Origin of the sequence: Frankia sp. QA3 (assembly GCF_000262465.1) — a bacterium.
Classification (GTDB): domain Bacteria; phylum Actinomycetota; class Actinomycetes; order Frankiales; family Frankiaceae; genus Frankia.
On sequence record NZ_CM001489.1, the window covers coordinates 2,505,303 to 2,529,222 of the forward strand.

At 71.1% G+C, this 23,920-nt stretch carries 12 protein-coding genes; 7 read left to right on the top strand and 5 right to left on the bottom strand.

All coding sequences use genetic code 11. From position 1 onward, the window contains the following. Positions 1 to 489: 489 nt before the first annotated feature. The 5 genes from FRAQA3DRAFT_RS10270 to FRAQA3DRAFT_RS10290 all read right to left on the bottom strand — a co-directional run bounded on the left by FRAQA3DRAFT_RS10270 (position 490) and on the right by FRAQA3DRAFT_RS10290 (position 10,026). Complete coding sequence (locus FRAQA3DRAFT_RS10270) at positions 490 to 1,692, bottom strand: TIGR02679 domain-containing protein (protein ID WP_009738990.1); 1,203 nt, start codon at positions 1,690 to 1,692, stop codon at positions 490 to 492. A gap of 20 nt (positions 1,693 to 1,712) precedes the next feature. Beyond that, positions 1,713 to 6,689 carry an SbcC/MukB-like Walker B domain-containing protein gene (locus FRAQA3DRAFT_RS10275; protein ID WP_009738991.1) on the bottom strand — a complete coding sequence of 1,659 codons (4,977 nt, stop codon included), beginning with the start codon at positions 6,687 to 6,689 and terminating at the stop codon, positions 1,713 to 1,715. Then, positions 6,686 to 7,990, bottom strand: a complete 1,305-nt coding sequence (locus FRAQA3DRAFT_RS10280) for a DUF2398 family protein (protein ID WP_009738992.1) — start codon at positions 7,988 to 7,990, stop codon at positions 6,686 to 6,688. The genes FRAQA3DRAFT_RS10275 and FRAQA3DRAFT_RS10280 overlap by 4 nt, the downstream gene beginning before the upstream one ends. Beyond that, a complete protein-coding gene (locus FRAQA3DRAFT_RS31430) occupies positions 7,987 to 9,543 on the bottom strand; it encodes a DUF2397 family protein (protein WP_009738993.1) in 1,557 nt (518 codons plus the stop codon). The genes FRAQA3DRAFT_RS10280 and FRAQA3DRAFT_RS31430 overlap by 4 nt, the downstream gene beginning before the upstream one ends. Positions 9,544 to 9,795: 252 nt before the next feature. Then, positions 9,796 to 10,026: a hypothetical protein gene (locus tag FRAQA3DRAFT_RS10290; RefSeq protein WP_157467269.1), complete on the bottom strand. Its 231-nt coding sequence runs from the start codon at positions 10,024 to 10,026 to the stop codon at positions 9,796 to 9,798. A gap of 3 nt (positions 10,027 to 10,029) precedes the next feature. On the opposite strand from FRAQA3DRAFT_RS10290, the gene FRAQA3DRAFT_RS10295 reads away from it, so the two are divergent. The 7 genes from FRAQA3DRAFT_RS10295 (at position 10,030) to FRAQA3DRAFT_RS10325 (ending at position 23,893) form a co-directional block, all read left to right on the top strand. Next, a complete protein-coding gene (locus FRAQA3DRAFT_RS10295; RefSeq protein ID WP_009738994.1) occupies positions 10,030 to 11,331 on the top strand; it encodes a glycosyltransferase in 1,302 nt (433 codons plus the stop codon). Between the two features lie 765 nt (positions 11,332 to 12,096). After that, positions 12,097 to 13,134, top strand: coding sequence for a hypothetical protein (locus tag FRAQA3DRAFT_RS10300; RefSeq protein ID WP_009738995.1), 1,038 nt, complete (start codon positions 12,097 to 12,099; stop codon positions 13,132 to 13,134). 478 nt (positions 13,135 to 13,612) lie between these two features. Next, positions 13,613 to 14,662 carry a radical SAM protein gene (locus FRAQA3DRAFT_RS10305; protein WP_009738996.1) on the top strand — a complete coding sequence of 350 codons (1,050 nt, stop codon included), beginning with the start codon at positions 13,613 to 13,615 and terminating at the stop codon, positions 14,660 to 14,662. 216 nt (positions 14,663 to 14,878) lie between these two features. Continuing rightward, the gene (locus tag FRAQA3DRAFT_RS10310) at positions 14,879 to 15,484 is read left to right on the top strand and encodes a deaminase (protein ID WP_157467271.1); all 606 of its coding nucleotides are present in this window, start codon (positions 14,879 to 14,881) and stop codon (positions 15,482 to 15,484) included. A gap of 134 nt (positions 15,485 to 15,618) precedes the next feature. After that, on the top strand, positions 15,619 to 17,187 hold the full coding sequence (locus FRAQA3DRAFT_RS10315; protein WP_009738999.1) for a carbamoyltransferase C-terminal domain-containing protein: 1,569 nt from the start codon (positions 15,619 to 15,621) through the stop codon (positions 17,185 to 17,187). Further along, entirely contained in the window at positions 17,184 to 20,441 is a 3,258-nt protein-coding gene (locus FRAQA3DRAFT_RS10320; protein WP_009739000.1) for a non-ribosomal peptide synthetase, read from the top strand. Before FRAQA3DRAFT_RS10315 ends, FRAQA3DRAFT_RS10320 begins: the two co-directional genes overlap by 4 nt. After that, entirely contained in the window at positions 20,438 to 23,893 is a 3,456-nt protein-coding gene (locus FRAQA3DRAFT_RS10325; protein ID WP_009739001.1) for an AMP-binding protein, read from the top strand. Before FRAQA3DRAFT_RS10320 ends, FRAQA3DRAFT_RS10325 begins: the two co-directional genes overlap by 4 nt. Positions 23,894 to 23,920: the final 27 nt, after the last annotated feature.

The window sequence follows — 23,920 nt, forward strand, 5'->3', positions numbered from 1 at the left end:
TCGGTGAGCAGGCGCATCAGCGCATCGCGGTACAGGCGAGCGGCATGAGCGGCCCTGCCGGTGACACCCGAAGAGCCCATCTCAAGGGCCGCAGACAGCTTCGACAGCGTTCTGCGTAGACGCCGATCGGCATGTTCATCGAGGGTCCGGGCGCAGTCAGAACAGGGCGGATGGGGGATCCGAGCGCCCGGCTGTGCTGATGTGTGCTGGGCCAAGGGAACCTCCAGCCGCCAGTGGCCGACCACCTTTCAGTATCTTTACGCGTTTCGTCAGTCGCTGACCGTTCGAACCCTGGACTGTCGCGTTTCCGACACGTCGGACACGAACTGACGATCTCGGCCGCGTTCACCGGTCTCACCCTCGCGGTCTGATCACCGACTCGACAGAGCCATCCATGTCTTGCCTTCCCGCAATGCAACAGGCCCCTGTCGCGAATGCGACGGCGATCGACGATAGGCGGTCCGATGACCGCGCGCTTCGAAGCGGAGGTTAGGAGCTCTGATCGAGAACTCTGCGCAGTAGCTCGTCGTGTTCCTGGAAGACCGCACGGCCATGTGCGTTCAGTCCGTCGGCGAGCGCCAAGTCGTCGGCAAAGATCGGTGCGTCGAGAGGAACAGCGGATGGCGGCACGGCGGCTTCCGCCAACGTCGCGTTGTCCATCGCAACCAGCTCGGCGCCGTATGTGTGGGCGACGGTGGTGGCGATCCGAAGACCCGGGCCATCAAGGTCACCGGCATAGCGCAGGGTGACTCCGCAACGCTGAGCGAGGGCGAGCAGCGTGTGGTCCACGGCACGGAGATGACCGCTGGTACAGGCCAGCGGCTTGCGGACGCCTCGGATCAGTGCGATCTCGAGCACCGACGGGTTCTCGACGATCGTCAGCTGCTGAGGGCACAGCACGGGCGGTGTTTCGAGGAGGTCCAGCAGAGTCAAGGCGACGGGCGCAACCGCCTCCCGCAGCCTTCGGTCGACGGGCCCGTCGCCACTGGCTGCCACATTGAGTAACAACACAGTTGCCGAGAGGCGATCAGCGATGACACCTGCCCCGGCGAGCAGGGCACGAACCCTGTCGGGTCGGGTCGGCTGCTCGTGGCCGGATATCTCGGCGACCGCCGCGACCAGCCGGCCGCCGGCCGTAGTGTCGAGGTCGAAGAAGTGCGGGTCGCCGGCCGTGTCGTGAGCGAGCTTCGCCAGCGGGACCGGCGGCCGCGCCGGGATCCGGGCCAGTGCCGCGGCGAGTGCGTCGATAAGCCGACGAATGTCGGTGTCGTCAGCGCCGACACCGGCGGCCCGCATACGGGCAAGCAGGCGGGGTACCTGGGGCAGTCGCTCGGCCGCCTCCTCCCACAGACGCTCGCGGCGGCCGGCTCCGAGGCGCTGCGCAGCACTACGATCGACCACGGGAACGCCCACGGCGCGTTCGACAAGTGCCTGCAGCTGCTCCGCAGCCAGCCCGAGCACGCCGAGGAGCTCGCGCAATGGCACCAACGTGCCGTCCGTGTCGGTCCGGACCGCCGACGGCCCGCGACGGCGTCGGGTGGTGGTGTCCAACCAGGAACGCAGCGCGGCGACCCCACTGCGGGACATGCCGGCGACCCGCACTGTCGCGAGGGCATTCGCGGCCTCACCGGCGCACAGCCGTGCATGCACGGCCTGCCACAGCGGCGCCAGCTCGGGATCGTCCGCGAGCATCGCAAGATCGGCCGCCACGTCTACGGCCCGTCCGTGCCGGCGGACCACAGGTCCAGCGTGAGCGGCCGCGGTTCCCCGGAGCCCTGCCACAGCCATGGCACGGTCACCCGAGTGCGGCCGGTGGTGACCACCTGGTGCACGACCACCTGCCCCGCTTCCCGCTTGATGAGCGGAGTGATCGTCGGAGTCGTCGCGAGTACATCGAAATCCCAGGAGCGCAGCAGCGCCAGTACCTGCCGCAGGTTCTCCTCATCGAACGCCGCGTCGATCTCGTCGATCGACAGCAGTCTGGGGCCACGGTAGCCGTCGCCGGAGTACATCGACCAGGCGGCGGCGAGCAGCGGCAGCATCGTCGCGAGCCGTGACTCCCCCGTCGACAGCGCCTTGAGCGGATTGGATCGAGCGCTGACCGGCCTGAACCGTTCTGTTCCCTCCTCCCCAAAGCTCGCATGGGTGACGGAGATCTTCCACTCGTGCCAGGAGCGGTAGTCGAAGGTGTGGGCAACCCGGTCTGCCCACGCCTCGCCGCGAGAGTCCTCCATCCGCAGGCGTAGCACCTCGTACATCTGCTCGAACGTCTCGTCGGACGGAGGCGCAGAGATCAGCTCGACCATGCGGCGGGCGTCTGCGTCCTCGCGCACTACCCAGTCGACCTCGACCCCGACCCTCGCGACCCCGGTACGCACACCGGCCAGCGTGGTGCGGATCTGGCGGACAAGGTCCCGGGCCAGCTCCCGGCGATCCTGGATGTCCCTCCGGAGCTGGGTGAACATCGAGGTCTTCAGCGTCGCCTTCACGTCGTCACGCAGGTCGGACTCGAGTCTGGTACGGGTGGCGCGCAGGGCTTCGACAGCCACGCGGAGGTCCTCGCCCATGGCCGCGTTCGGAGCGGCCAGGGTGGCCCGCCGCCACTGGGTGCCGGTGATGGTGGCGATGTCGACCTGCTGATCGAAGCGGGCGATGGCTCCGTTGACCGTGCGCGCGCTGTTCTCCAGGGCACTCAGTGCCCGGTCCCGGCTGTTCGTCAGCGCCGCGACGCGATCCGCGTCCCCGGAACGCCCGGCGAGTATCCGTCGAGACCAGGTGAGCGCGGCGGTGATGTTCGCGGGGCGGCCGACGTCGTCGACCGGGATCCCGTCGGGAACATCCGCCAGGCCGTGGGTGACGAGCAGCGCCATGGCGTGGAAGCGGGCGTTCCTGTCCTGTTCCGCCTGCGTGCGGGCCGGCTCGAGCTCACGGAGGGTCGCCTCTGCTCCGAACGCGGCGCGCGACGCGTCCTCCCATTCCGCGATCTGCTGGTCGTCGGCGGCCTTCGCGTCGGCGATCCGCTCCACGAGCGCATGGCGGGCTGCCCGCAGCTCCTCGTACTCGGCTCCGTGCAGCTGAAGGACCAGCGTGATCTGAGCCTGGAGCCGTTCGACGGCCAGGCCGATCCGTTGCAGGTCACCTTCTGACTCCCGCGCCGCCCGTTCGGCTCGCGCGGCGTCGGAGGCGGCCCGCGCGGCGTCGCGCAGGAGGTCGCCGGTGCGGGAGGCCGCGTGTATCCAGGCTTCGACGCGCCGGCTCAGGTGGTTCAGCGCCGAGACAAACCCGTCCAGTGCCTCGGTGGCGGTGGGAAGCATCGCCCCGTCCGGGAGCGTCGCCGCGTCGTGCACCGCGCGCAGCGCCGTCGCGACCTTCCCGCTCGCGCTCCGGTGCCGGTCACGCGCGGCCACGGTCGCCGCCTGGGCACCGGACAGCGCACGGTCCGCGAAGTCCTCGGTCCGTAGGGCCTCACGCAGCGGACCGAGCGAGGGAAAGCGGGCGCGTTCGGCGTCCGCCCGTCGCTGCGCGGACTCAGCCTGGTCGCGCAGGGCCGCGGCGTCTGCCGCTGCAGTGCGGGCTGCGCGCAGATCGGACTGTGCCGAATCCTCAGCGACGACCGCGTCGGCGGCGGCGGTGGCGGCCTGGGCCGCCCGCTCGCCGGCGTCTGCGACGCGGACATCGAGGGCCGCCTCGTCGGCCCCGATGTCGGCCAGGGCTTCCCGAAGCGCCGTGTCCGCGGCGGTGATGAGCTCGGCAGTGCGCCGCTGGGCGGCTTCGACCGCAACCCGCAGTTCCACGATGGCGCCGCGGCGGTGACGCAGCTCATCGGCGGCGGGGAAATCCTCCCGCTCCGCGGCGGCGGCGAGGACCTCGGTGTCAAGCCCCGCCCGCCACTCCTGGGCCCGATCAAGGTCGGCCCGCGCGGCGCGGTGCCGGTTCTCCAGCACGACGACGTGTTCGAGCCGCGCGCGTTCCCGGGTGGTGCGGCCGATGAACGTCGCCCGGTAGCCCTCGGGGCTGGCGGCCGTGAGGATGCCGTTGCGCAACAGGCCCTCGCTGGGCTCGCCAGCCGGGCCGCCTACGCCGACGCCGCTCAGCACGGTTTGGACGCGGCCACCGTCGACCTCGGGTTCCTCCTCGATGACGAGCAGGTCGGCCAGAGTGCGCCCACCCGCCACCGGAGCATCCGGGGTAAGAGTGAGGTCCCCGGCGACCACCTGCCCATCGGGGGTGACCAGAGCGTCCAGGAGACCGGCGACAAGCAGTGCTCCTTCCAGCCGGTCGGCCTCCGGCTCGCTGAGTCCCGGGTGGAAGTCAACCAGCGACCACAGCGGCCACCCTTCGGCGTGCCGGCGGCCCTCCCGCCACGGGGGCGCGGGCGGGACCGGCGCCGCGCGGCGGGCGACTGCCAGCTCGGTCTCGACGGCGTGAACGGCGTCCCGGACATCCTCGACCGCCCGGTCGGCGGCGACGACACGGCCGCGCAGCGTCGCCATGGCCTCGCCATAGACGCGTTCAAGGTCGCGGTACGCCGCGTCCGGGTCGAGCTCGTCCGGATCGTCGGGGAGCGGCACCGCGTCGGCCGGCAGGTGGACCAGCCCGGTCCGCCAGGCCGCGACCTGCTCCGCCCAGGTCCGGCCGGCGGCGGCAGCCGCCTCCCGGCCCACGCTCAGTCCCGTCCGTGCACGTGTGGTGACTTCGTGCGCGGCCAGCTCGGCGGTGGCGTGGCTCTCGTGCGCGAGCCGTCGGCGGGCCTGGGCCTGGGCGCGCCGCTGTACCGCGTCCTGTTCAATCGCCACCCGCCACGACTCCGTCTCGCGCGCCTCCGCTTCCGCCCGCCGGCGTGCCTCGGTGGCGGCCGCGGCCGCCGCGGCGGTCTGCCTCGCCGCGATGTCGGCGGCGGCCGCAGCACGCTGGTGGTCGACCACCGCGATCCGGTCGCGGGCGTCCTCCCACGCACCGCGCAGCCAGTCCGCGATGCGGTCGGGGTCCAGCCGGTCGTCCGGCTCGGTCAGCATGTCGGGAACAGCGTGGATCTCGGCACGGTCCGCATCCCAGGTGGTGATGGCGTCGAGTACCCCCTGTTCGGAGGCGGTTCGCGCCTCAGCGGCGGCGAACGCCTCCTGTCGGAGCCGGTCCTCGTCGTCCTCGATCCGTCTCAGCTCCACTGCGGCCGCCTGCTCGTCACGCTGCGCAAGTGCATGCGTGTGGAGCGCGTCCCGCACGTGTCGTGTCTGCGTCTGCCGCATGTCGGCCCACGCGAGCGGAACGGCGCCGACCTCGTCGACGGCGATGCTTGAGGTCTGCCCGATGCCCACGTCGGCGAGGGCGCGCCCGGCACCGAGCAGCCGCTCGAGAGCGGCATCGGCGCCCCACCGTGTTCCGGTGGCCTCCAGCTCACCGCCCAGCTCCGTGAGGTGGACCTGTGCGTCCCGCGCGGTGTGGGCCGCCTCGGCGGCCCGGTCGACCACTTCACCGGCAGTCACCCGTTCCCTGCGCGCTCGATCGGCGTCACGATCCCGCTGCTCACGTAGTCCTTCCAGCCTCTTCTCCAACTGCGGCAGCTCGGCGCCCGCATGGTCGCGCAGACGGGTGTCGACCCCGTCGAGCTGACCCTCAAGATCGGCTGTCTCGGTGCGGAGATCGGCGCGACGCTCCCTGGTCGCCGCCAGGCGGGCGTTGGCCCGCTCCAGCGCATGCGCCGCCTCGCGCGCCAGCCTGGTCTGATCGTCGAAGACGGTGACGGCTTTGGCGAGGTGTGCGGCCTCGGCCGCGGTGACGGCGTTGACATAGCGGCGGTAGAACTCGTCCGTCCGCGCCAGCAGACGGGTCTCCTCCAACGTCCGCTGAAGCTGCTCCTCCAGGTCGGAGATGCGTTCCATGGCCTCCGCGACGACGACGAGCCGGTCGCCGTCAAGCGCGGGCAGCGCGTCCGTGAGCACCCGGCTCATGTCGTTCGGGGAGATCGCCTCTGCGGTGCGGACGCTGCGCAGGCTGCGCAGCACGCCGACGAGCGCTTCGAACTGAACGTCGTCGAGAGGGGCGAACAGCCGAGCGAGCAGATGCGGGCGGTACTGGTCCTCGTCGGCGACAGAAAGGTGCGCGGCGGCTTTCGGCCGAAGGCGCGACGAGGAGGTGAACAGCTGCCCATGGGTCGTGGCAAGCTGCTCGGCCAGTTTCTCGACGGGGACAGGCACCCGCTCGTGGTGGAGGTCGAGGCCGGCGCCCACCCGGGCAGGCGTGACGAAGAATGCGCGGTGCAGTGCCCCTCCCACCGACCGAAGCCACAGACCGGTGGTGAGGTAGTCGACGAGGCCGTTCGCGTCCCGCCGGCCGTACTCGATCCACCAGGTCCCCGTGCGGTCCTCGCGGTCGTTGCGGTCGGTATGGCGACTCAGAAGCGTTCCGGTGGCCTCGCCGGAGACCGACAGTGCCCGTTGCGAGCTGTCCGCATCGAGCAGGAGAGTCACGAGCATCGACGCGGTCAGCGACTTGCCGGAGCCATTCGGCCCGGCGAGCGCAAGCCAGCCGTCGGCGAACAGCAGCTGCTCGTCGGCCCAAGCCCACGAGTTCACGACGCCCGCGCGGGTCGGCTGCCACCGCCCGTCCCGGACCGGCCGGCCCACCTCGGCCTCCGCGGAGTTCGGTGGCACTGCCAGAGTCGGATGAGAGGGCTGGCGCGGTACGGTCATGGCTGCTCCCCGTGGCCGAGGATGGGCTGCTCAAGCCGCTGCCCGGACTTCGAGGGCACCGGGGGAGCAGTCCCGGTGGGCTGTCCGTGCCGGACACGGACGCGCCACAGATGGACCCCGGGCGTCGGTCGCCACCGGTCGACCTCGTCCACGACGGTCAGCAGGCCCGCGACGACAAGCTCGGCGGCGGCGGCACGGGCGAGCGCGGGCAGCCGACCGACGTAGGACGCGGCCCATCGCGGCAGCGCCGCGCGCCAGCGCTCCAGCATGGCCACGATCTCTGCGAGGAGCAGGTCGGTGGCAGGCTCCGGTCGTTTTGGCAACTCGGCGAGCAGCGCGAGGGCCGCCTGCCGTTCGGTGCGACGGCCCTGAGGGAAGTCCGTTGCGGCGCCGGACGGATCAATGATCTCCCACCAGTCCCGTCGGACGGTGGCGACGAGCCCGAGGGCCGCGACGACGGCGAGCGCGCGTTCCCGGCCGGCCGATGTCATCAGGTAGCCGACTGGACCGGGATCATCACCTGGGTCAGTCGACGGGTCGTCCACCACCCGGCGCAGCGCGGTCAACCTTCGTCCTTCGACGCTGCTCAGCCGGTCGGCGACCGTGGCCAAATCGGCGTCCGGTAGTGAGGGGGCACTGAGCGCGGCGATGTGTCCGTCGACCGGACGACCGCTAAGACCCAGCAACGATGGTGACAGCGACGCGAACTTCGTCGACAGCCGCTCCCGGTCGGCGGCGATGAATACGTCGACATTCTCATCGGCGACGGCCAGGTCGAGATCGGAGTCGACCGAGATCTCGCCTTCCGCCACCAGCAGCTTGAGCGCGTCGACGATGTCCTGGCGGTCCTGCTGGGCCTCGCGCTTACTCACGCCGTCGCTGGCGACGACGCGAAAGCGCGGCAGCCGTCCAGTCGGCGCCTCCGCGGCGCAGACCTGCGCCACCGCCTGCAACAATTCCCGCAGGGTGATCCGGGGCCGACGCCATAGCTGCTCACACACCAACGCGACGAGTACAAGAACCTTCGCGGAGGCGAGTCCGCCTTGCCGGTCGGCGCGGACCAGTCGCGGTCCGCGGTCCCCCGGCGCGTCGTCACGTCGCTTGTGCAGCCGCGCGAGCCCGGCCACCTCCCGCACGTCCAACTCCCAGCCCAGCTCGCGGCGGAAGAACTCGACCAGCTCACGGCGCCCCCGCAGCACGGCGCGGTACCGGCCCGGGTCGTCCACAGCCGTGACGCGGCAGGTCCTGGTCAGGTACAGGGCGGCTTCGGCAACGTCCGGGTCCAGCGGCCGCGCGCTCACGCGGCACCACCGGCGGCGCGGGCCGTGGCCGTGGCCTCGGCGCTGGAGCTTTCGGTAGCCGTGACGGTGACACGCAGGTCCGGGCCGGTCAGGTCGCCCTCCGCGAGATGAACCGTAACCCTTCGTTCGGGAGATACGCGTCGCACTCGCACCAGAACGCTGGCCCCTTCGGCATGGCACTCGCCGTACCCGGTCTTCGAGTCGACGCGCTGCACGGCGACCTCGACCGCGGCCAGGAGGATCGCTGCCGCCGCCGACTCCAGGCCCACGAAAAAGGTGAGCGACACCTCGCCTTCGGTGACCAGAAGCGCGGTCAGCCGCCTCCTGCGTTCGGCGATCGCCGCAGCCTCCTTGAGGGCGGCACTCCGGTCCCGCGTGGAGTCGGGCACCTTTCGCGGACGGCCACCGGCCGGCCCGACGCGCTCGTGCTCACGTAGAGTCACCTCGATCTGGTGGCGGGAGGCGCCGGCCGCGGCGACGGTGGCAAAGGCGACATCCTCCTCGACGGTCGGGACGGCGGCATGCCAGGACGGCCAGGCCCCGAAGGCCGCCGCGTAGACCCGACGAGTGTCGTCGTCGCTGAGCTGGGCGTGCAGGCTGTAGGCCAGCTCGCGGAAGTCGGCACCGAGATCGGACCCGCGTCTCAGCGCCGTGTACCGACGGTCGATCGCCACGAGAAGGGTGTGGACTGCGCCGGTGGCGGAGGTGATCAATCGCTGTACCGAGCCTGCGGGTGCGAACCAGGCCGCCAGATCGGCCAGTCTACGGACCCGCTCGTCGACCCAGTGCTGCTGGTCTCGCGGGTCGATCAGACCGGCATGAGCCACCGCCGCCTCGGTGACCTGCCGATGGCCCACCTCGGCCAGGTCGACGAGCGCCTGTTCAACACGACGCAACGCACGGCCGTACTCGCGCGGGAACTGGCGAAGGGCCTCGACAATGCGGTCGCGGTTGTCGCCGAAAAGCTGGTCGTCGGTGACGTCCGACTGCACCATACGTCCGAGCGACGCATAGAAGTCGGCAGTGACGCGCTGCAGCTCCTCGATACGAGTGCGAACGTCATTGAGGTCCCCGGGTAGCAGTCCGTGGTCGCCGTTGACGTGCTCCAACAAGGCCCGCACCGTACGTTCGACGCCGTCCAGCAGCCGGTTCGGCAGCTGGAGGGCACGTCGCGAATCCACGACCGCGCTACGCACGGCCGCGACCACGGCGCGCCCGGTTCGGGTCAGCGCCCAGGCCTCCTGCCGACGGACCACCGCGTCCAGACCCGAGTTCAGCGCAGCATAGTCGCGGAAAGGCTCCACGAGGTGGACTGTCGTCAGATGGTCGAGGGCGTCCCGCAGCTCGAGATCGGTCAAAGGGTCGTGGTAACCAACCTGGCGAATCCGGGCAATGATATCGCTCAGGGTGGACATCGGCGCCCGCGTCGACAGCTCCTCCAACGAGGCGAGCAACGCGGTGTTCCGCTCACGGGCAAGATCCTCAGGCTGCCCGAAGCAACGCCAGACGACCGGATCGATATCCTGCCACCACAACCGTGGCTCGCCGCTCATTCGCCACCCCCAGCAAACGGTCCTTGGACAAGTCTCTCCGACCGCACCGACAGAACAGCGCTGGGTACCTGAGCCGGCGGGCTGGCGGTCGCCGGCGCGGGCGACACCCGAGAACTGGACGTCCTGATCTTCTGACCGGGCTGGCACTCGGGCCGTTCAGGTGGCGAGCAGCACCCGCTTGCGGAACAAGTCGAACTCCTATCCGCAATCCTCGTCTTCCGTCTGCTGCCGCACGGTTTCACCGACCGTGATCTACGCGAGCATCTCGCCCCACTGCTCGGCCGCGACCCGAGCACCATCACCAGCGGACAGATGAGCTGCGACCTCCGCCGACTCCGCCTCCATGGCCTGATCGAACACGTTCCCGGAACCCACCGCCACCAGATCATCCCGACCGGCCAGCGCCACACCCTCCAGCCGGCCGGAGACCACCCGCACGATGACCGCGCTGGTGCGCGGCGTGCTCGACAGGAAGTAGGACAACCGATGAGCAGGACCTACCTGTTCGCCCTCACCGACGGCGGCGGCACCGTCGCGCCGGAGCTCGGCGTCGCGCGCCGGCTCGTCGCCCGTGGCCACCGGGTCACGGTCCTCGCGGAGGACTCGATGGCGCCCGCCGTCGCCGCGACCGGAGCGGCCTTCCAGCGATGGCGCCACGGGCTCAACCGGCCGGACCATCTGCCGGAGCACGCGCCGTATCCAGAATGGGAGCTGCGCAGCCCGACCGCGCTCGTGCGGCAGATGATCGCCCACCTCGTCGTCGGCCCGGCGGCCGGCTACGCGCGTGACGTCACCGACGCGATCCGCGCGGACCGTCCGGACCTCGTGCTCACGTCGTTCTTCGCGTTCGGCGCGATGGTGGCCGCAGAGGCCGCCCAGACGCCCTTCGACGTGCTCATGCCGAACATCTATCCGCTGCCGGCCCCCGGCCTGCCGCCGTTCGGACCGGGTCTGCGGCTCGCCCGTGGCCCGCTCGGCCGCCTGCGGGACCGGGTATTCGGCGTCATGTCCCAACGGCTGTGGGACGGTGCGGCCCTGCCCGGGCTGAACGACGTCCGCAGTGCCCATGGCCTGCGCCCGGTGGGGCACCACCAGGACCAGGTGCACCGGGCCCGCCGCCAGCTGGTGCTCACCAGCGCCGAGTTCGACTTTCCGGCGGTACTGCCGCCGTCCGTGCGATACGTCGGGCCGGCCCTCGACGGCCCGGTGTGGGCATCGGGTCGTGGCAGGAGCCGTCCAGTGACGCGCCTTGTCCTCGTGTCGATGTCGACGACGTTCCAGGACCAGGCGGCCTGCCTGCGACGCGTCGTGGACGCCCTGGCGACCCTGCCGGTCCGCGCACTGGTGACGACCGGGCCCGTCATCGACCCGGCCTCGATCGCCGCACCCCCCACCGTGACGGTCGTCCCAGCCGCGCCGCACGCGGCGGTCCTGCGTGACGCGGCGCTCGTGATCACCCACGGCGGCCACGGAACCCTCGTCAAGGCGTTCGCGGCGGGCGTGCCGGTCGTCATCCTGCCGCACGGGCGAGACCAAGCCGACAACGCCGCGCGGGTGGTGCACCACGGCGCCGGGACGTCGATCGCCCGCACGGCCGCCCCGGCGAAGGTCGCCGATGCCGTCCGCCGCGTCCTCGCCGACCCCGTCTACCGCCTGGCCGCCGGGCGGCTCGGTGCGGCGCTGCGCCATGACGCCGACAGCGGCCTACTGCTGGCCGCAATCGACGGCCCCGACACCGCCGGCACCGGCTCCCGAGCTGGCGACACCCGCCGTACAGCGCGACCGTAACCCTCGCCGCCGCCGATCCTCGCGTCCGGGCCGCCGGCCTCGCATGCCTCGTCGGTGCCGCCGTCAGCGAGGGTGCCCTCGGCTACGAGACCCGGCTGCGCACCCGCCGCCCCTACCAGCTCCGCGGCCCCATGCACTGCGGGATCTACCGGCGGCGGATGCCAGGCAGCTGGAACAACGGCAAACCCCGCTATCGCTGCTTCATGATCCGGATGATGTCGAGGAACCAGGTCAACACGATTGACTATCTTGACCCATGCCGGACGCCTGGGGATAGGTGGTTCGTCGACGAGACCACGTCAAAGTCGCCGGCCGGTGGAGCTACCTCTACCGGGCGATCGAACGGGGATCACCTCGGAGGAAAGGCGCACCAAAACAGCCGTCAACGCTGTTCACTACACGGCTGGAGAGTGGTACGGTGCCGCCGTGACCAGCATTTCGCGACGCACTGCGCCCACCATGACTGACGGCGGACCACCTTTACGCGGGCCGCCGAATAGCACGGACGGGCTGCCGCGCGGCCCGCGGCTCGTTCTGACCGGGTAGTCCGCCAGCGCAATTCCCCTTTACACCGCCGGACGTCGTACGCACGGTATGCGGAGTCCTTCGCGGCCGTCGAACGCCGATATCGGGGCCGACAATGGCGCGGTACATCCGACGGATGTCCGGCACGCGCGTGCGCCTCTTTTCTCGGCCGGTTCTTCGCGCCCGACATGTCAGGTGGCCGTTGTGGCGGGACTCCCGCGCGACGAGAGGAGACGAACAGTGACCGTGGACCCGAAGATCCTGGGCGGCGGCGGAGCGGGCGGGGTGGACGTGACCCGCACCCGTCCCGCGCTGCTGGCGATCGAGCCCACCTTCGGTGCCGGCGTGCTCTGTCCGGCCGTCCACGCGGCGCTGCACCGGCTCGACCTCGGGCTCGACGACGTCGCGGTCGTGAACCTGGTGACACGCGCCGCGCCGCTGGGCCCGGCCCCGGCCGACGTGGTGGTGGCGACCTTCTACAACGTCAGTCCCCGGCTGGTCGAGAGCGTCATTCCCGCCGTGTGGCGCACGGCGTCACCCGAGGCGATCCTCGCGGCGCAGCAGGCGGCGTTCGCGCCGGTGCTCGCCGCGGCGCTCGCGCCACTCGACCCGACGGAACTCGGCGAGCTCGCCGAACTCGCACGCGCGGCCAGCGAGACCGCCGCGGCGAACCGGGAGGGCCGCCCCCTGCTCGCCGGGCTCGCATCGCTGCCCTGGCCGCGCGAGGACCCTCTGGTGATCTGGCACGCCGCCAAGATGCTGCGCGAACACCGGGGCGACGGACACATCGCCGGGCTCGTCACCGAAGGGCTACGCGGAATCGACGCACTCGTCATCCACGCCGCCTACGAGGGGTGGCCCGGCGAGGCGCTGCGCGACTCCCGGCACTGGGACCCGCCGGCCTGGGACGCCTCGGTCGCGAACCTGCGCCGTCGGGGATGGCTGACCGAGGCCGAGACACCGGAGTCGACGCCGAAGCTGACGGCGCAGGGTCGCCGCCGCCGGCGCTGGATCGAGGACCGCACCGACGAACTCGCAGCGCTGGCCTACGAACCGATCGGCGACGCGGGCATGGACCGCATGATCGAGCTCGGCGCCAAGGTCATGCCAGGCGAACTCCGACACCGGCACCGGCGAACGAGGACGGCAGCGAGCCATCACCCGATCATGCCTCGGACCAGCCCGGACCGCGGCATCCGCCAGCGCGACCGACCCTGTCACGGCCGGATGCAACAGCCCCCTCAGCTCCACCCGGCGGAAGGCTTTGCGTTCCGCTGACAAGCAGCTTTTCCGGAACCCTGCCGCGCGCCCGCCATGACAAAGCTGTCAAATGTGGGCGGATTGCCAATCGGTGCCGGAACTGGGACGGCGACGGCAAACTCTGGCCGCCCGTCCCGACGGCTGCCTCGCAGCAACATCACGGACGCAGCCATAAATGGATGACATAGTTGACAGTGGTCGAAGACCCCGATTAGTATTCGTATCGTCGCTTCAGAGAAATGTTGAACCTGCAGCGTCAAGGTGCACCGAGAAGGCGCCGAAAATCGGCGATAGAAGTATTACGTTGCCACCAGCACAGCGGAGCCGTCTTGTTCGTCAATCCAGCGGAACGTCCCCGATCGGCCGCACGGTCGAGACGCGCCGACGCCTGCCGCCCCGACGCGGGAAGCGTCCTCGTGTCGGCCTGAAAAACCTACCGCACCCTTCGGGGCGCCGGGTGTGAAGAAAAACACCGGTTCAAGTGAAAAGGAAGTCGATGTCCCTACCGCTCGACGAATTCCTCGGTGGACTTTACCGCACCTTCGGCCCTCCGAAGACCATGGGCGAATCGGCGCCCGCCTCCGACCGCCCCCACTTCTTCCTGCATCGCAATTTCCTCGGCGAACAGGACCTCGCGATCCTGTTCAACACCAAACGCTGCCGCTACCAGTGCAAGTTCTGCGCCCTGCCGTTCAAGTCGTCGCGTGAGTGGATTCCGGAGGTTGGGGTTCTCGCCCAGTTCCGGCACGTGCTGGAGGAGAACAGGCATGCTATAGGCGTCCTGGAGCGCATCAGCATCGCCAACGAGGGTTCCGTCTTCGACGAGACCACCTTCCCCGCGGAAGCACTGACCCAGATCACCGCCGCCATCCGCAGGCTCCCCCGCGTACGCAAGATCGTGCTGGAGACCCGCCTGGAGTTCCTGCGCGTCGAACGACTCCGGGAGATAGCGGCAGGAAGCGGCAAGCAGCTCGACATCCTTACGGGCTTTGAAACCCTCGACGAGGACCTGCGCGAGCGAGTCCTCGGCAAACGCGAGCCACTGGCGGGGTTCCTCCGCGGCCTCGACGTGGTGGCCGCGGCCGGCTGTGAGCTGACCGCGTACGTCCTGTTCAAGCCGGACCCGGTGATGACCGACGAGGAGGCTTGGGCTGAGGCCGAGGCCTCCATCGACTACCTGCACGAGCACTGCGCTGCGCGTGGTGTTCCACTGACGATCCGCCTCAACCCGATGTACGTCGCCCGCGGCACGCAGTGGGCCAGCCGCGCGGAGAAGGTCGAGAACTACCAGCCGCCGCGGCTGTCCGACATCATCGCCCTCGCCGAGCAAAAGCGCGGTCAGGGCATCGCCGTCTATCTCGGCCTGACCTCGGAAGGCCTGTCGGACGAGGACAGGACGTACCGGGCCAGGGAGGACTTCACCCGTCGGCTCCTCAAGCAGGGCATCGTGATGAACGGCGACGGCTTCGTCAGCTCCCGCCACCACCTGCTGCCCCTCGTCAAGGCCGACGCTGCGACGTCCGGGCTCGCGCTGGAGAACAGGTGACTGCCCCGGGACCGGTCGTGGACTGCACGGTCCTGCACACCGGTCCCAGCGGCCCTGCGCTCGTGGAGGCGGTCACGGACGTCAGCGCCGACACCGGCTTCACCCGATGAACGACGACGGCGCCCAGGGCGAATAGGGCAACGGTGCGGCGGCTCCATCGTGAACGCCTCGCGCGCTCCCCGCGCGCTCGCCCGGACGAACGGTTAGGGGAATCCGTTGGAAGAAACCTGGAAGCGCGGCCGTGTGCTCCTGGACGAACTGCGGCCAACGGGCAGCCAGGTGGGCGCCCTGGCCGAGCGGCTCACCGACACCGAGGGCCTGTCCGGTCCCGAAGACCCGTACGCCTGGCTGTCGTGTGTCCTGGGGCTGTTGTCGGTGAACGAGGGCAACTACGGCGTCGGTGCCGTCGTCGTCCGTGGAGGCGGCATCGTCGCCGAGGGCCGTAACCGGCTGCTGTGGCCACGCAGGAACACCTCGGCACACGCAGAGGCGGAGGCCCTCGACGTGTTCGAGGCTCGGTTTCCCGAGCTGGACTCGGGGCGCGGCACCATCATGTACACCTCGCTGGAGTGCTGCCCGATGTGCACAGTCAGACTCCTCAACTCCGGTGTCCGCACCGTGCGTTACCTTGCGCCTGACCCGGACGGTGGCATGTGCTCCCGCCTGGACGGGCTGCCACCGTACTGGCGGCGGCTCGCAGCAGGCCGCACCCCCGCGCAGACCTTCGAGCCATCCGCCTGTGCACCCGCTCTCTCCCGCATCGCGGCGGACGTCTTCGCCGCGACCGAGACGCAGCTGAACGAGCGGATCGTCCGCTCCTGACGACCCGTGCCGGGGTGCACCGTCTGACGGCGGGCGTGCACCTGTCGGCCGGCGGCACGCCCGTACGGCTCGACCCCGTCGAACCGCGCGACCGCGGCCCCGTTCCCACGACACCCGAAGGAGCTGAACGCAACGTGCTGATCCTGTCGTTCAAGGAAGGCCATGACGGCGCGATCGCCGCGATCGAGGACGGGAAGCTGCTGTTCTCGCTGGAGGCCGAGAAGGACTCCTTCCCGCGCTATGACCGGCTCACCGCCGACCTGCTCGTCCGTGCGGGCGACCGCCTCGGCCGCCACCCCGACGTCGTGGCCGTCGGCGGCTGGGTCAAGGGCTGGCACTCGGTCGAACCCCCCACCCGCACCGGCTACTTCGGCGTCGGCCCCGGCTCGGTGTCCGACGAGGCCGGCACCTTCTTCGGGCGCCAGACGCGAATCTTCTCCTCCACCCACGAGCGCTCCCACATCATGACCGCCTACGGACTCGGCCCCGTACCCGAGGGCCAGCCCTGCTACTGCCTGGTGTGGGAGGGCAACATCGGCTCGTTCTACCGTATCGACGAGTCCGGTCAGGTCACTCACCTCGAGCACGTCCTGACGGACCCGGGCAACAAGTACGCGTACCTTTTCGCGCTGGCCGACCCCAGATTCCCCGATCTGCCCGGTCACTTCCGCTTCCAGGACGCCGGCAAGCAGATGGCGCTGACGGGTTTCGCCGAGCGCGGCGCCCTGCTGGCGGAGGAGAAGGAACTCATCGAGTACCTCCTCGACCAGGAAGGCATCCTGCTCGACCTCCCCAAGAACAAGGTGTCCTGGTCGCCTTACCACAACATCGGCGTCCAGACGCAGGAGTACAAGAACCTGGCGGCGAAGTTTTCCGACGCCATCTTCGCCCGCTTCTACGACTACGCAGCCGAGCACCTCACCGAGGGGCTGCCGCTGCTCATCTCCGGCGGCTGTGGCCTGAACTGCGAGTGGAACCGGCGCTGGGCGGACTGCGAGCTCTTCCCCTACGTCTTCGTGCCGCCGTGCCCCAACGACAGCGGCTCCGCCCTCGGTACGGCCATCGACGCCCAGCTCCACTACACCGGGTCGGCCCGCGTCACGTGGGACGTGTACGCGGGGGAGGAATTCGTCGAAGACGCCGCCTTCGACCCGTCCCGCTACGACGTCCGCCCCCTCAACCACGCCGAGGTCGCCCGGTACCTGGAACAGGGCAACCTCATCGGCTGGGTTCAGGGCCGCTACGAGATGGGGCCGCGCGCCCTGGGCAACAGGTCCATCCTCGCCGCGCCCTTCAGCAGGCAGACCCACACCCGGCTCAACGCCGTCAAACAGCGCGAGAGCTACCGCCCCATCGCCCCGATCTGCCTGGAGAGCGACGCCCACCGCTGGTTCTCCGGGGCGCTTCCCGACCCGCACATGCTCTACTTCAGCGACGTGCGCACCGATGCGCTCCAAGCCGTCACCCACGTCGACGGAAGTGCCCGCGTCCAGACCGTCACACCCGAGCAGAATCCCGAGATCGCACGTCTGCTCACCGCGTTCCGCGACCTCACCGGCTACAGCGTGCTGGGTAACACCTCCCTCAACTTCGCCGGCCGCGGCTTCATCAACCGCACCAGCGACCTCGTCGCCTACGGCGAGCAGCACGGCCTCGACGGCTACGTCGTGAAGGACGAGTTCGTCACGCGGAAGAGCGCATGAACGCACCGACCCGTCATGCACCCACCGCCGATCGCACCCCCGACCCCACGCACCGTACCTGCCTCGCGCTCGCCCGCGGGCAGGCCGAGCGGACGCCCGACGCCGTGGCCGTGATCTGCGTGCGCCAGGGCCGCACCCACCGCGTCACGCACGCCGACCTGCACGCGCGCGCCGACCGGCTCGCCCGCGCGCTGCTGCGCGCCGGCATCCGCCGCGGGGAGCCTGTCGCGGTGCTCACCGCGCGCTCCGAGTGGACGGTCTCCAGCCTGCTCGGTGTGCTGTCGGCCGGGGCCGCCTACTTCCCACTCACTACCGAATACCCCGCAGAACGCCTTCGGCTCCTGCTCGCCGCCAGCGGCTGTCGCCTCGTCGTCGCCGATGAGGCGGGGCGCCGCGCCGTCCCCGAGTTCGGCGACGGCGACCTGACCGTCCTCGCGCCCGATCAACCCGGCACCCCAGGACCCGCTCCTGAGGCGGTCCCAGGGCCGGGCGACCTCGCCGCGCTGCTCTACACCTCCGGTTCCACCGGCCTCCCCAAGGGCGTGCTCATCGAGCACGGCAGCCTCACCAATCTCGTCACCGGCCTGCAGAACATGCTGTACGCGCCCCTCGGCGGGCGCACCGTCGAGGCCCTGTCGGCGCCCTTCGTCTTCGACGCCGCACTCCAGCAGAGCCTGTCCTGCCTCGTCAACGGCGGCACCCTGCTCGTCCTCGACGAGCACGACCGGCGCGATCCGCACCGCTTCCTCGAGCTCGTGGCCCGCCACCGCGTCGGTCTCATCAACGTCGTCGCCCCCTTCCTCGCCGCCCTCGTCGACGTCGGCCTCGGCGACACCCCCACGGCCCTGCGGCACATCGTCACCGGCGGCCAGGCTGTGCCCACCGCCGTGGTGCGCCGGCTCCTCGACCGGCCCGCCGGTGGCTCCCTCACCGTGTGGAGCATGTACGGGCCCACCGAGACCACGGTCGACGCCACCTGCCTGCGCGTCGACCGCAGCACCCCCCTCGACGGCACCACCCTCGGCCTCGGCGCCGCCCTGCAAGGCGTCACCGTCGACGTCAGGGACGAACAGCTGCGCATCCTGCGGCCCGGTGAACCCGGCGAGATCTGCATCGGCGGAGCGGGCCTTGCCCGCGGCTACCTCCACCCCGAGCAGGCGGGCAGCACCGGTTTCGTCACCGAGGGCGCGGGCGGCCCGCGCCTGTACCGCACCGGCGACCTGGGCCGCCTCACCGACACCGGGGAGCTGGAGTTCCTGGGCCGCGCCGACGACCAGGTGAAGGTGCGCGGTTACCGCGTCGAACCCGACGAGATCGGCAACGTGCTCGTCTCCTACACAGGCGTCACCGAGGCGGCCGTCGTCGCCGTGCCCGACGGCGCCGGCGACCGCGACCTCGTCGCCTTCTACGCGGCCGACGCCCGCGTGGACGACGACGCCCTGCGCCACTACGCCCGCGCCCACCTGCCCCCCTGGATGGTGCCGTCCCGCTTCCTGCGCCGCGCCGAGCTGCCGCACACCCAGAACGGCAAGGTCGACCGCGCCGCCCTCACCGACGAGGCCACGGCGGCGGCCGGCGGCGCCGAGGCCGTGGCGGCGGCCGGCGGCGCCGAGGCCGCGCTCGCCGCCCTCGGCGAGCCCGCCGTCACGGGCACCGTCGACGACAAGGAGCTCGCCGCCCTCTTCGGCGTCGTCCTCGGCCGCCCCGGCCTCGCACCCGACGAGGACTTCCTCACCGCGGGCGGTCACAGCCTCAAGGCCATGCGGCTGGCCAACCGCATCTACGCCCGCTGGGGCATCGCCGTCCCGCTGCGCACCGTCTACGACCACCCCACCCCCCGCACCCTCGCCCGCGCCCTCGCCCGCGACCTTGGTGCCCTCGGCCCCGACAGCGGCACCGCTCCCGCTGCACACCTGCCCCGGGCCGAGGACGCCGACGACTACCCCCTGTCGTACGCGCAGCAGCGCATGTGGACCCTCCACCAGCTCGGCGGCTCGCTCGCCTACAACGTGCCCGTCGTCATGGACCAGGGCGATCTGGACCGCACGGCACTCGAGGAAGCGCTCGCCGTCGTCGTCGATCGGCACGACAGTCTGCGCACATCCTTCACCGTGCGCGACGGCGAGCCCCGCCAGATCGTCCACGACCGGATCAGCCTTGCGCGCAGGACCGTCGACGTCTCCGCCGCACCCGCACCTGCCGAGGCCGCCGAGCAGGTCGTCAGAACGGAGGCGGCCACGCCGTTCGACCTCACCGAGGCGCCGCTCGCCCGCGTCGTCATCGTCCGGCTGTCGGCGGACAGGTGCTGGCTCGTCCTCACCCTGCACCACATCATCTGCGACGGCTGGTCCATCGTCGTTCTCTCCCGCGATCTCAACGAGGCCTACCGGGCGGCCCGCCGCCGACAGCCCGCCGTGCTGCCCGAGCTGCCTGCCCGCTACCGCGACTTCGCGGTGTGGGACCGCACCCGCGACGTCGCCGCCCGCGCCCCCGCCTGGCGCGAGCGGCTCGGCGGCGTCGCCGGCCATCTGCCGCTGCCCGCCGACTCCCGACCCGACGCCGAGGAGGCGTTCCGCGGCGGCACCTGCGCCCGCACCCTCGACCAGGAGTTGTCCGCCCGGCTGCGTGCGCTCGCCGCCCGCTCCGAGCGCACCCCCGCCGCTGTCTTCCTCGCCCTGCTCGGCTGGCTGCTGCACCGGCTCACGTCCCTGGAGGACATCTGTGTCGGCATGGGCAGCGCCGCCCGCATCCACCCCGACGTCGAGCACCTCGTCGGCTTCTTCATCAACGTGTTGCCCATCCGGCTCTTTCCCCGCCCGGACATGGAATTCGACGAGCTGGCCGACCAGGCGTTCACGGCCCTCTCCGCCGCACTCGAACAGCAGGACTGCCCCATCGACGTGGTCGTCAGGGACCTCAACCCCCAGCGCACGGCGGGTACCCAGCCCCTGACCAACGTCATGTTCGCCTACCAGAACTTCGCCGACGTCGTCGGACCCGCCCCGGCTGACCCACCGCCCGGCAGCGGCGCCGGTGGCAAGGCCGACGGGCTCTTCCTCAGCCAGTCGAGGCTGATCGACGTCACCCTCGACACCGCCAAGTTCGACCTGACGCTTTACGTCCACGACACCGCCGACGAGTTCCGGGTCGCATTCGAGTACGACGGCCGCCTGTTTCGCCGCAGCACGGTCGAGCGTTACCTGGCCGCGCTGGAGCGGCTGGCCCGAGCCGTCACAAGGGAGGTCCAGGCGTGAAACTGTCCGACGTGGCTCTGTGGGAGAGCGACGACGAGGCCGCCGGCGCCGAGCACGACACGAACGACACCGTCCGTCCCTTCCCGCACGACCGTACGGTCGGCGACCTGTTCACCGAGCAGGCCACCGCCACCCCCGACGCCGTGGCCGTCGTCGACGGCTCCGCCCGCCGCACCTACGCCGAACTCGCCGCCGACGCCGACCGGCTCGCCGGCTTCCTCGTCGATCAGGGCGTCGGCCCCGGTGTCCACGTCGGGGTCCTGCTGCGACGCTCCTACCCGCTCGTCGTCGCGCTCCTCGCCGTGCTCAAGGCGGGCGGCGCCTACGTGCCGCTCAATCCCGAACTGCCCGACGCCCGGCTGTACGCCCTCGTCGGCGACACGGCACCCCGCGTCCTGATCTCCGAACGCTCCCTCATCACGACCTTCAACGACCTCTTCTGGAACAGCCCCGCGACCAGCGGCGCCATCTGCGTCGACTCCTTCGGCGTCCTCGGCGAACTGGAGCCTGCCGGTGCCAGGATGAGCCTGGAGCTGTGGAACTATGTCGCCGACCACGCCGACGACCCCGTCGCTGCCAACGGCTGGCGCAGCCCCTACACCGGCGCCCGCCTCAGCGACGCCACCCTCGACCGGTACGTGCGCGCCACCGCGAACAAGATCGCCGCCTACCTCTCCCCGGACGCCACCATGCTGGAGATCGGCTGCGGCACCGGCATCACCCTCACCGGCCTCGCCCCCCTCGTGGGCAGGTATGTCGGCATCGACCCATCGGCCGGCGTGCTCCGCTGGGCCCGACGCGCCCGCGAGGCCAACGCCCTCGACAACGTCTCCCTGTACGAACTCGCCGCCCTCGACCTCGACGAACTGCCCGTCGAATCCGCCGGCCCCTTCGACATCGTCGTCTTCAACAGCGTCGTGCAGAGCTTCGGCGGCCTGAACTACCTGCGCACCGTGCTGGGCGAGGCCATCGCCAGAGTCGGTGACCGCGGCGCCGTCTACCTGGGACACGTGTGGGACGCCGCGCGCCGCGAGGAATTCCTCGCCACCGTGGCCGCCCGGCACAGGCCCGAACACGGCGGACGCCCCCTGTCCGCCGCCGACGCTCTGTTCATCCCGGCCGCCTTCTTCGAGGACCTTCCCCACCACTTCCCCGAACTCGTCCGGGTCGAGATCACCCCGATGGCCTTCCACAACGCCGAACTCACCACCTTCGCCTACGACGTTCTCCTCCACGTCGACAGGACGGCATCCCGCACCGCCACCGCTTCCGCCGCCTCCGCTACCACCGCCACCGCCACCGCCACCGCCGACAAACGCCAGTACGACCGGCGCGCCCTCGACGTCCGTCCGGCCACCCCGGTGGACGACCGGCACAGCCCCGACGCCGCCGCGTACGTCATCCAGACCTCCGGCTCCACCGGCGTCCCCAAGAGCGTCGAGGTCGGCATGCGGTCCCTCGTCAACCTGCTGTGGTGGTACACGGACGCCTGCGCCATCGGCCCGGGCACGCGGGTGCTGCAGGTCATCACCTGCGGCTTCGACGCCTCCATCAAGAACTATCTGGCACCCCTGATCTCCGGCGCCGCCGTCGTCCTCGCCCCCGACACCGCCTACGACCCCCGCGCCCTGCTGGACCTCGTCGCCCGCGAGCAGGTCACCGTCCTCAACCCCGGTGTCCCCGCCGCGGTCTACCCGCTGGTCGACCTGGCCGCCGCCGACGGCTTCCGCCCCCTGCGCTCGCTGCGCCACCTCGCACTCGGCGGCGAGACCCCCGACCTCACCCGGTTGCGCCCCTGGCTCGAAGCGGGGGAATGCCGGGCCATCCTGCTCAACATCTACGGGCCCACGGAGGCCACCGACATCAGCTGCGCCGCCCGGATCGACCCGGCACGGGCCGTGGCCGACTCCTCGCCGGTCCCCATCGGCCGGCCCATCCCCAACGTGCGCGCCTACGTCCTCGACAGCCGTCTGATCGAACAGCCGCCCGGCGTCGTCGGCGAACTATGCCTGGCCGGCGTCGGACTGGCCAAGGGCTACGTCGGCGACCCCGCCCTGACCGCCGAGAAGTTCACCACCGCATCACCGTCCCTTCCCGGTGAGCGCCTCTACCGCACCGGCGACCTCGCCCGCCGCCTCCCCACGGGCGACCTCGTCGTCGTCGGCCGGGCGGATGCCCAGGTCAAGCTCCTCGGCCACCGGATCGAACTCGGCGAGGTCGAGCAGTGCCTGCGCGCGCTGCCCGGCGTGCGTGAGGCCGCCGCCGTCCTGCGCCCCGCGCCCGGCACCGATGAACTCCGCCTGTGCGGCTACGTCATCCCCGAACCCGGCGAGGAGCCCGACGCCCTCAGCCTGCGCGCCGCCCTCGGCCGGGGTCTGCCCGCCGCGGCCGTGCCCTCCGACGTCGTCGTCGTGGACAGCTGGCCCCGCACCCCCAACGGCAAGATCGACCGTAACGCCCTGCCCGCTCCCGAGCAGGCCCGCCGGGCGGCCGCACGTCCACCCCGGACCGCCACGGAGCGGGTGCTGCTCCCGTTGTGGCGCGAGGTGCTCGCCGACGACGCCGTCTCCCTCGACGAGAACTTCTTCGTCGCCGGCGGCCACAGCCTCGGTGCCGCGCTGCTGGCCATCCGCATCCGCGAAGTCCTTCGCCGCGACGTGTCCATCATCGACGTCTACCACGCCCAGACCGCCGCAGCCCTGGCTCGACTCATCGACCAGCGGCCCGCGGCCGACAGCCCGCTCAAGCTGCTGGCCGACGGCGACGGCGCCACCGTCTACTGCTTCCCGCCCATCGCCGGCTACGCGTGGACGATGGCCGGCTTCGCCCAGCACCTCGGCCTGCGCGTCTACGGCTTCGACTTCCCCGACGCCGCCGACGCCGCCGACGCCGACACCGCCGACCCCGCAGCCACCGCCGCCGGCCTCATCGCCGCGACCCGAACGAGCGGCCCCCGTTTCCTCATCGGCTACTCGGCCGGGGGCGTCCTCGCCGCCGCCACCGCCCTTGCCCTGCAGGCCCGAGGCGAATCCGTCGACGGCCTGGTCCTGCTCGATTCGGCACCTCCCTCCGGGCGCACCCCGGCCACCGACGACGACGTGGCACAGACGGTCCAGGAGGTCCTCGACGACCCGCGTCTCACGGCGCACGTCCACCAGACGGGTGCCGACCGCGTCGCCGACACTGTCGCCCGCTACGCCCGCTGGTACGCCGAGGCGCCCCTGGACGGAACGATCCGCTGTGACCTGCTGCTGCTCACCGCCTCCGACGGCCACCCCGGCGATGTCACCGGATGGCAGGCCCTCACCACCGGAGACGTCCGTGTCCAGCCCGCCGACGGCAGCCACGCGGACCTCCTCTCCGGCACCCACGCGGTCACCAACGCCGGCCCGGTCCGGGCCTGGTTCGCCCAGCGGGCCTGGCTGAACGCACCGCGAGCTGCGGGGTGTTGACCGGCTGTGCAGAGGGCTTCGCATAAT

Coding starts and splice junctions, on each gene's coding strand:
- FRAQA3DRAFT_RS10270 (WP_009738990.1), bottom strand. CDS start 1,692: ATGCTCGCGGACGATCCCGAGCTGGCGCCGCTGTGGCAGGCCGTGCAT.
- FRAQA3DRAFT_RS10275 (WP_009738991.1), bottom strand. CDS start 6,689: ATGACCGTACCGCGCCAGCCCTCTCATCCGACTCTGGCAGTGCCACCG.
- FRAQA3DRAFT_RS31430 (WP_009738993.1), bottom strand. CDS start 9,543: ATGAGCGGCGAGCCACGGTTGTGGTGGCAGGATATCGATCCGGTCGTC.
- FRAQA3DRAFT_RS10295 (WP_009738994.1), top strand. CDS start 10,030: ATGAGCAGGACCTACCTGTTCGCCCTCACCGACGGCGGCGGCACCGTC.
- FRAQA3DRAFT_RS10305 (WP_009738996.1), top strand. CDS start 13,613: ATGTCCCTACCGCTCGACGAATTCCTCGGTGGACTTTACCGCACCTTC.
- FRAQA3DRAFT_RS10320 (WP_009739000.1), top strand. CDS start 17,184: ATGAACGCACCGACCCGTCATGCACCCACCGCCGATCGCACCCCCGAC.